At 66.7% G+C, this 8,405-nt stretch carries 6 protein-coding genes, 1 tRNA gene, 1 rRNA gene and 3 other annotated features (1 of these 11 cut by a window edge); of the genes, 3 read left to right on the forward strand and 5 right to left on the reverse strand.

Going from position 1 to position 8,405, the window contains the following annotated elements:
• Positions 1-15: 15 nt before the first annotated feature.
• Positions 16-882 carry a redoxin domain-containing protein gene (locus HS104_23435; protein MBE7482918.1) on the reverse strand — a complete coding sequence of 289 codons (867 nt, stop codon included), beginning with the start codon at positions 880-882 and terminating at the stop codon, positions 16-18.
• A 53-nt stretch (positions 883-935) separates the two neighbouring features.
• Here HS104_23435 and HS104_23440 point away from each other — a divergent pair, with 53 nt between their 5' ends.
• Positions 936-1,400: a hypothetical protein gene (locus HS104_23440; protein ID MBE7482919.1), complete on the forward strand. Its 465-nt coding sequence runs from the start codon at positions 936-938 to the stop codon at positions 1,398-1,400.
• 356 nt (positions 1,401-1,756) lie between these two features.
• Here the strand turns inward: HS104_23440 and HS104_23445 are convergent, their stop codons facing one another.
• On the reverse strand, positions 1,757-2,515 hold the full coding sequence (locus HS104_23445) for a shikimate dehydrogenase (protein MBE7482920.1): 759 nt from the start codon (positions 2,513-2,515) through the stop codon (positions 1,757-1,759).
• Positions 2,516-2,659: 144 nt separating this feature from the next.
• Between HS104_23445 and HS104_23450 the strand changes: the two genes are divergently transcribed.
• Together HS104_23450 and HS104_23455 are read left to right on the forward strand one after the other, a co-directional pair.
• Positions 2,660-2,736: transfer RNA gene (locus HS104_23450), tRNA-Arg, on the forward strand.
• Between the two features lie 36 nt (positions 2,737-2,772).
• Entirely contained in the window at positions 2,773-3,219 is a 447-nt protein-coding gene (locus tag HS104_23455) for a nucleoside deaminase (protein ID MBE7482921.1), read from the forward strand.
• A 7-nt stretch (positions 3,220-3,226) separates the two neighbouring features.
• On the opposite strand, the gene HS104_23460 is transcribed toward HS104_23455, so the two are convergent.
• From HS104_23460 to HS104_23470, 3 genes are all read right to left on the reverse strand, one after another.
• The gene (locus HS104_23460) at positions 3,227-5,530 is read right to left on the reverse strand and encodes a transglycosylase domain-containing protein (GenBank protein MBE7482922.1); all 2,304 of its coding nucleotides are present in this window, start codon (positions 5,528-5,530) and stop codon (positions 3,227-3,229) included.
• Between the two features lie 163 nt (positions 5,531-5,693).
• Positions 5,694-5,809: ribosomal RNA gene (gene rrf / locus HS104_23465) — 5S ribosomal RNA — on the reverse strand.
• A gap of 170 nt (positions 5,810-5,979) precedes the next feature.
• Positions 5,980-6,954: a sequence feature (possible 23S ribosomal RNA but 16S or 23S rRNA prediction is too short), on the reverse strand.
• 161 nt (positions 6,955-7,115) lie between these two features.
• Positions 7,116-7,217 (reverse strand) — a sequence feature (possible 23S ribosomal RNA but 16S or 23S rRNA prediction is too short).
• A gap of 114 nt (positions 7,218-7,331) precedes the next feature.
• Complete coding sequence (locus HS104_23470; GenBank protein ID MBE7482923.1) at positions 7,332-7,865, reverse strand: hypothetical protein; 534 nt, start codon at positions 7,863-7,865, stop codon at positions 7,332-7,334.
• A 102-nt stretch (positions 7,866-7,967) separates the two neighbouring features.
• Positions 7,968-8,405: a sequence feature (possible 23S ribosomal RNA but does not have good blast hits on one or both of the ends), on the reverse strand; it runs 1,642 nt beyond the window's last position.

Consider the following 8,405-nt stretch of genomic DNA (forward strand, 5'->3'; position numbering starts at 1 on the left):
CCGGAGCTTAGCCCGTCAGCGCTCGTCGGTCAGGCTCTGCACCAGCCGCTCCAGCTCGGCCAGCCGTTCCGACGAATATCCCACCATGACGTCCCGCACCACGCCGCGCTTGTCGATCACGAACAAGGTCGGCAGCGCGTTGGCGCGGTAGGCCTGCGTGGTCTTGCCGCTGTGATCGGAGGCCACCGGATAGCCGATGCCGAGCTGCGCCGCGGCGTGCGTCGCGGGCACGACCGCGTCCATGGTGATCCCGAGCACGACCACGCCCTGGGCCGAATAGCGCTCGTGCCACTCGTTCATCTTCGGCACCAGGAACCGACACACGCCGCACCAGGGCGCCCAGAACTCGAGCACCACCACGCGACCACGCAGCGCGGGCAGGCTCGGCTCCACGCTGCCCTGGACGGCCTCGAGGGACTCGAGGCGCGGCGCGGCCGCGTCCACGAACGAGAGCTTCATCACCCCGCTCTCGTCCGGCGCAGCGCCGAGCTCGGCCGCCAAGAGGCGCTGGGAATCCCCACGGCGCACCACCAGCGGCACTCGCGCGCCAGGCTCCCGCGCTCCCACCAGACGCACCACGTCCTCCGGCCCCAGCACGGGCGCACCATCCAGCTTCAGGATCCGGTCCCCCGTCTCGAGCCCCGCGCGCTCGGCCGGGGAGCCGCGCAGCACGTTGCGAACCAGGACGCCGCCGTCGGCGTCCGGGGCCACGCTGACCTCCACGCCGAGCCAGCCGCGCGGCGAGATCCGAGGTTCCTCCTCGCCGCCCGGCCCCGCGCGCGCCGGCTCGGCGTGCGCCGCGGTGGAGGCCGGCTTGGGCGGCGGCGCGGCGGCCGCACAGCTCACGAGCGTGACGACGAGCACGACCGAGCTCTGCGACATGCGAAGCCTCGTGGTACCATGCAGCTCACCTGCGCGCAGCCACCGTAACCCTCGTGCTCTTCGGCTTCGTCGCGCTGGCCTGCGCGGGCGGACGGCCTCCCGAAGCCGAGCCGAGCCAGCCTCGACGTGCAGCGACCGCGCCGCGCCCGGCGCCGCGTTGGGCACGCTTCGACGAGGTCGCGGCCTGGGCGCCCGCGAACCCGGAGCCCTTCGCATCGCGGGGCCACGGCGCCTCCGCCTACCTGATCGACGTGCGGGTGAGCCCAGCCGCACGCGAGGCCTACCTGGCGCTCAGGCCCGACCAGTCGCTTCCAATCGGCACGCTGGTCGCAGCCTTCCACAAGGACGCCAAGACCGGACGCCCGGGCCCCATCTACGTGATGGAACGCCAGGGCAGCGGTTGGAAATACTCGGCCTTCGAGGCGAGTGGGCGGACGGCCGAGCACGGCGTGCTGACCCTCTGCGAGCGCTGCCACGCCGAGTCGCCCACCGGGGGCCTGTTCGGGCTGCCGCGCTAGCGCGGGGCACAAAAGCAAAAAACCCGGCGGGGGTACCGCCGGGGTTTGCAAGGAACCGTGTCCAAGCCGAACAAGCTAAGCGACGAAGAAGAAGTAGAAAGCTAAGAAAGCCGACGTTTTCAGCACCCCATCCCCGGGGCGTCCAAGACCAAGCAATTAAGGTCGGGCTCGCCGAGCGAGTCGCCGACAACCAAGCCGCCTGCCCCTTAGCAGTGACCGTGCCAGCAGCCCGGGGAAGCGGGTAACCATCCGTAAGGGCGAGTCAATCGTCTCGGGCGCGTGAGAGCCTTCGATACCCGCCCTGGCAGCCGAGTCATGCCCCTCCTGTGCCTATGCAATTGTTGCAAAGCACCGGCCTACTGGCCGATTCCCGCCTCTAGCGCGGCTTGCATCACGGCGATCGGGGCGTCCCGCCCCGTGTACAGCTCGAACTGCCGGCAGGCCTGGTGGAGCAACATGCGTCCCCCGTGGACCGTGCGCGCTCCAGCGCGCTCGGCCGCCTCGATCAGGCGCGTGTGAACGGGCTTGTAGACGATGTCCATGATCACCCGCCCTGGCTGCAGCAGGCCCTCGGGCACGACGACCTCCGCGCCGTACTCGTCCATGCCCGCCGACGAGCAGTTGACGACGGCGTCCACGCCGTCGAGAGCGGCCAAGCCGTCGAGGCCGCTCGAGTCGATGTCGATCGCGATGTCGCGCGCCAGCGCCTCGGCCTTCGCCTTCGTGCGATTCGCGATGTGGACGCGCATGCCGGCCTCGTGGAAGGCGAAGGCGGCGGCGCGGGCCGCGCCCCCGGCTCCGATCACCACGACCCGCTTGCCTGCGAGCGGCAGCGCTTCGGCCAGCGCGCGGGCGGCGCCCCAGGCGTCGGTGTTGTGACCGGTGAGCACGCCGTCGTCGTTGACGATGGTATTGACGGCCCCGATGCGCTCCGCGAGCGGGTCGAGGCGATCGAGCAGGGGCATCACCGAGAGCTTGAAGGGCATCGACACGCCGAAGCCGCGGATGCCGAGCGCGCGCATGCCGGCGAGCGCCGCCGGCAGGTCCGCCTCGACCAGCGCGAAGGGCACGTAGACGAAGGGCAGCCCCAAGGCCCGATACCCGGCGCTGTGCATGGCTGCGCCCAGGGAGACCGGGTGCAGCGAGAGCGAGCCGCAGAGGGTGATGGGGGACCGGAGCGCCACGGCCCGGGAGAGTAGCGCGGGACCCGTTTGTTCAGTTGAGTCGAGGCGTTTTCGTGCTATTGAGCGCCCCTCCAAGCACCCGTAGCTCAGCTGGATAGAGCATCGGTCTACGGAACCGAGGGTCGCATGTTCGAATCATGCCGGGTGCGCCAGGGTCCTGGGCCATGACCCAGAGCGACGACGACTGGATGGGTGAGGCCCTGGCCGAGGCGGACCTGGCCGAGGCCCACGCGGACGTGCCGATCGGCTGCGTGATCGTCGGCGCGACCGGCCAGCTGCTCGCGCGTGGGCACAACCGCCGCGAGCTCGACGACGACCCGACCGCCCACGCGGAGATCCTGGCGCTCCGCGACGCCTCCAAGGTCGTCGGCCACTGGCGCCTGGACGGCGCCACCGTGTACGCGACGCTCGAACCCTGCCCGATGTGCGCCGGGGCGCTGGTCAACGCCCGTGTCGCGCGCTTGGTCTACGGGGCGCCCGATCCCAAGGCGGGCGCGGTGGACACGCTGTTCGAGATCGGGCGTGACCCGCGCTTGAACCATCGCTTCGCGATCACCGCGGGCGTGCGTCGCGACGAGTGCGCCGCGCGCCTGAGCGCCTTCTTCGCCAAGCTGCGCGCGCTCGGGCAGAAGTAGTCGGTAGTCAATACTCCTGTTGCTCGGACTCGAGAGGCGGGCTCTCGAGCTCCGCTCCGCCGCTGTCGTGCTCGCCGTCGATGCGAGGCGAGCTGGGCTTCTTGAACCAGACCTGCTCGACGAGTGCCTCCTCGAGCTCGGCCTCGCTGACGCGGCGGATCTTGACGGCGATGCGCATCAGCTTGCGCAGGTACTCCGACCAGCCGGGCGTCACCGCTCCGTCGGCGCCGAAGTACTGCCGCTTCGGATTCGGCAAGATCGACGCCAGGTAGAGCGACTGCCCGAGCGAGAGCTGGCTCGGCGTTGAGTTGAAGTAGTGCGCCGCAGCGGGACCGATGCCGTAGATGCCCGGCCCGAACTCGATCACGTTCAGGTAGAGCTCGAGGATCTGGTCCTTCGTCAGCTCCTGCTCGAGCAGGTGCGTGAGCACGGCCTCCTGGAGCTTGCGGGACAGGGTCTTCTCCCGGGACAAGTACAGGTTCTTGGCGAGCTGCATGCTGATGGTGCTGGCGCCCCGCACGAAGCGCCCGGCCTTCACGTTCTCGCGAATCGAGTTTCGAATCGCCTCCTCGTCGAAGCCGTGGTGGCGGAAGAAAGCTCCGTCCTCGCAGATCAACACCGCCGTATCCATGTGCTTGGAGATGGCCGCCTTCGGTACCCAACCCATGGTGCCCGGCCCGCTCTGAACCTGCACGGGGCGCCCGGTCACGTCGAGCACCTCGCGCGTCCAAGAGCGCGAGAAGCGGCTGGGAGCGATCTCCGCCGGCGCCCCGGTGATGCGGCACTCGTTCACGCTCGACCACTTGGTGAGCATCTTGTCGAGCGCTCGGGTGTCCACCTCCAGCTTGCCGGTGAGCGCGAAAGTGCCCGTTAGCCTGGTCCCCGCCAGCAGGGGCATGAGGCCTTCCGGCGTCGCGTCCAGCATCGATTGACAGGACGCGAGCGGCACGCCGCCCTCCAGCCAGATCTTCTTGTGGTCCTTGCTCTGCTCGACCTCACCTTTCAGCTCGACGCGCACCTTGCCGACCTCGACCTCGCCCGAGTCGATGCGCAGTCGCGTGCCGTCGAGCCAAAACGCCGCGCGCCCGCGCACCGCGAGCCCGAGCCCCCGCACGGGAGTCGGGGCGAGCCACTTCTTCTGGGCGGCGAGCCCCGCGAGCTTCGCGTTTCCCGACAAGCCGAGCTCCTTGCCGTCCGCCGACAAGGTCGCGCTGGCGCGCGCCTCGAGGGAGGCCTTGTTCACGTCGAGCAGGCCGAAGTCCCCCTCCTGAACCCCCAGGGCCGCCAGGCTCACCGGACCACCCTCGACGCTCGCGCCCACCGGCCCCTCACCGAGCGGCACCTCGAGCGACAGCTTGAGCGCGTGCTCGGCGTCGGGCGCCGGCAGGAGCGACGCCGTCACCTTGTCCGGCGCGCGCACGACGCGCAGGCGCGCTGGCCCCACGTTGAGCGTCTCGCCTGCGCGCACCAGCCGAGCGGTGAGCCCGCCGAGGTCGAGCTCGGAACCTTCGGGCAATGCGGCAGCGACCAGGCCCGCGACACGCGAGAACGCCGCGCGCAGCCGCGGTCCTCGCTCGGCGTCGATGAGCCGGGCGCTGTTCCAGCGGTCGGCGGGCTCGCCAGGCTTGGCCTTTGCAGCGCCGTCGCTCGGCACCGGCGCCGCCCGGTCCGGCGCCGAAGAACCCAGATCGCCAACCAAGGCCACCGCCTCGGTCGAGACCCGCTCGAGCACGCGCCGCCCGTCTCGGCGTCCGAGCACCGCACGGCCCCCGCGCACCTCCAGCGAGATCCCCGCCAGCATTGCCCGCACGAGGTCCGCCGAGAGCTCCTCGCGCCCGCCCGAGCGCGAATAGGCCACACCCCAGGCGAGCTGGCGGCCCTCCGACAGGCCCTCCCAGTCCAGCGCTAGCCCGTCCGCGGAGTACGTCGTCGCGCCCCCGCCGCCGCTCGAGACCGGCAGCTTCTCGCGCCAACGCGCCACCTGCTCGCGCACTTCGTCGAGGGTCCCGCGCACGCGGGCGCTGCCGCCGTGCGCCCGGACTTCGCGCACGCCGAGCGCTCCCGTGACCCGCACCTCCACGGAATCGAGCCGCACCTCCAGCGCCGGCACCTCGGGCACCCGCACCGCCACGTCGCGCAGCCAGACGCGTCCGAGCCCCGGCCGGACTGCGCCGATCTCGAGCGCCGCACCGCGCCGGGCTGCCTGCTCGGACGCCTTCGCGCGCACCAGCGGCCCGAACGCGAGCGCTCCCGCGAGGAGCGCCGCACCGAGCAGGCCGCCCCCGAGCTTCAGCTTGGTCCGCCGTGTCATGCGAGCACCGCGAGCGTAACGCCGGAGCGCCTCCGAGGCCCAAAAGGGCCGACTCTGGACAAACGCCGGCCGCGCGCTCGCACGTCCCTGGATCACGGATCAGAAAAAAGCCCACAAAAAGCAAAGGCCCCAAGTCGTGAAACTTGGGGCCTTTGGGGTATTAACCCGGCAGCGTCCTACTCTCCCACACGGGGACCGTGCAGTACCATCGGCTCCGAGGAGCTTAACTTCCGAGTTCGGGATGGGATCGGGTGTGGCCTCCTCGATATCGCCACCGTGACCTGTTGGGCGTTTTTGCGTTCAATAGCCAGCTGCTCGACTCCGAGCTTCGAGAGCTCGAAGGAGCGACACACACGTGCGCTTGGCTTCGCGTGACGAGGCGACTTCCAACTCGCGTTGAGGTCGTGACTCGTCGCCCGGACTCCGGGCGCCAACTACAATTGTGCCTTAGAGAGATGATCAAGCCGCACGGCCTATTAGGACCGGTTAGCTCCGCGCTTTGCAGCGCTTCCACACCCGGCCTATCAACCTCGTAGTCTACGAGGGGCCTTTAGTGCCTTGCGGCAGGGACACCTAGTCTTGAGGCCGGCTTCCCGCTTATATGCTTTCAGCGGTTATCCGTTCCGTACATGGCTACCCGGCTATGCCACTGGCGTGACAACCGGAACACCAGAGGTACGTCCACCCAGGTCCTCTCGTACTATGGGCAGCTCCTCTCAAGTGTCCTACGCCCACGGAAGATAGAGACCAAACTGTCTCACGACGTTTTAAACCCAGCTCGCGTACCGCTTTAATCGGCGAACAGCCGAACCCTTGGGACCTGCTCCAGCCCCAGGATGCGATGGGCCGACATCGAGGTGCCAAACCGCGCCGCCGATATGAACTCTCAGGCGCGATCAGCCTGTTATCCCCAGAGTACCTTTTATCCGATGAGCGATGGCCCTTCCATACGGGACCACCGGATCACTAACACCTGCTTTCGCAACTGCTCGACCTGTCGGTCTCACAGTAAAGCTCCCTTCTGCGTTTGCACTCTACGGCTGGTTTCCAATCAGCCTGAGGGAACCTTCGCACGCCTCCGTTACGTTTTAGGAGGCGACCGCCCCAGTCAAACTGCCCACCAGGCAGTGTTCCTCACCCGGATCACGGGTGCAGGTTAGATTCTCAGATTATCCAGGGTGGTATTTCAACGGTGGCTCCGCCGAACCCGGAAGCCCGGCTTCAAAGCCTCCCACCTATCCTACGCAGAACAACCCGAAAATCACTGCCAAGTTGCAGTTAAGGTTCATGGGGTCTTTCCGTCTTTCCGCGGGTAGAGGGCATCTTCACCCCCGATGCAATTTCGCTGAGTCCCTGGTCGAGACAGTGGAGATGTTGTTATGCCATTCGTGCAGGTCGGAACTTACCCGACAAGGAATTTCGCTCTGCCTGTTACCCCGGAGGTCGCGTGCGCGCTCTCCGTGACCCGGTCGTTTCCGCCGGGTTCCCCACGTCGCCGTGGGGTACGGACTGTATCTTCAACCCGCGATTGCGGGTGCCTGGCGTTCAGTCTCTGAGGGGTCAAGCGCAGCGGCTGCTGCACCGACTTCCCTGCTGATTGTCTGCACCGGACGGATTCTCACTGGCCTCGCCCGAAGGCGAGACCGAGTACCGCCGGATACTCAGATGTTCCAGCATACAGCCAAGTACGATGTGAGCCTCACGGCTCACATGGGCAACGAGTGTCACCTTAGGACCGTTCGCATTGTTGCTCCCGCGGTCGATCCGCGGGGGCACGGTCATTTCTGCCGTGCTCTGCACGTTACCGTGCAGGTCGGACTGTATCATCCGCGCTTGGCGCGGTCTGGCGTGCAGTCTCTGAGGATTCTCGAAGGCGGGCGATGATGTCATCGTCCGTGTAGCGTCGCTTTCCACCGTCGTTCATGTCGCGCCGAATCCGAAGAACTTCTTCGATCCCGGCTCGAGTGAGGTGCCGCTGCTCCCGGAGGAGCGTCACGAGCGCCTCGAACTTGGCGAAGTCTCGCTTCTTCTTCGCGGACAGGAAGTGGAAGCGCTGGAAGAAGGGAATGACGTTCTCTGCGATTGCAGAGAGGTTGTTCACTTCGTAGTACCAGACGCCGTCACTTCGCTGTCGCATGGTTCCGCAACCCAGATGCCTCTTGATTAGGCTCAGGATTACTGGATCTCGCTGTGAAATGTTGAAACACAGCGAGACTTTCCATGGTTGCCGAAAGTCGTCTCGCGGTCGGAAGCTCACGTTGAAGCTCCCTTCCCCGTCGACGAAGCCGGCGAAGTACCAACCGATCTCCGGGGGTACCTTCTTCGCGTCGAACATTTCGAGCCTTTCCTGCTGATTGCCCGTCCACATTGAATTGTCACTGCGACCCTCTTCGGCACCGAAGTACCTAGTCGCGAGTACCAATGTCTCAACCGGGTGTTCCAGCATATAGCCAGATTTATTTACGTAACTACAACGGTCAGTCAATTCATAGTTACGGCCGCCGTTTACTGGGGCTTCGGTTCAATGCTTCGGGTTGCCCCTGACATATCCCCTTAACCTTCCAGCACCGGGCAGGCATCAGACCCTATACGTCGTCTTTTCGACTTCGCAGAGTCCTGTGTTTTTAGTAAACAGTCACAACTCCCGTTTCACTGCGACCGTCGACAGCTCGAGGCGCGAAGCCTCTCACCGCCAGCGGCACACCTTCTCCCGAAGTTACGGTGTCAATTTGCCGAGTTCCTTAACCAGGGTTCTCTCACGCGCCTTGGGATATTCACCCCGCCCACCTGAGTCGGTTTACAGTACGATCACTAGAGGAGCTCTGCGCGCGGCTTTTCTCGGAAGCGTGGGATTACTCGGTGTCCCGGTCTAGGA

Source organism: Polyangiaceae bacterium (assembly GCA_015075635.1).
GTDB lineage: Bacteria > Myxococcota_A > Polyangia > Polyangiales > Polyangiaceae > JADJKB01.

What these genes read in the sequence shown, in the direction of transcription:
- HS104_23435 (MBE7482918.1), bottom strand. Translation starts at nt 882, where the DNA reads ATGTCGCAGAGCTCGGTCGTGCTCGTCGTCACGCTCGTGAGCTGTGCG.
- HS104_23445 (MBE7482920.1), bottom strand. Translation starts at nt 2,515, where the DNA reads ATGCACAGCGCCGGGTATCGGGCCTTGGGGCTGCCCTTCGTCTACGTG.
- HS104_23455 (MBE7482921.1), top strand. Translation starts at nt 2,773, where the DNA reads ATGGGTGAGGCCCTGGCCGAGGCGGACCTGGCCGAGGCCCACGCGGAC.
- HS104_23460 (MBE7482922.1), bottom strand. Translation starts at nt 5,530, where the DNA reads ATGACACGGCGGACCAAGCTGAAGCTCGGGGGCGGCCTGCTCGGTGCG.
- HS104_23470 (MBE7482923.1), bottom strand. Translation starts at nt 7,865, where the DNA reads ATGTTCGACGCGAAGAAGGTACCCCCGGAGATCGGTTGGTACTTCGCC.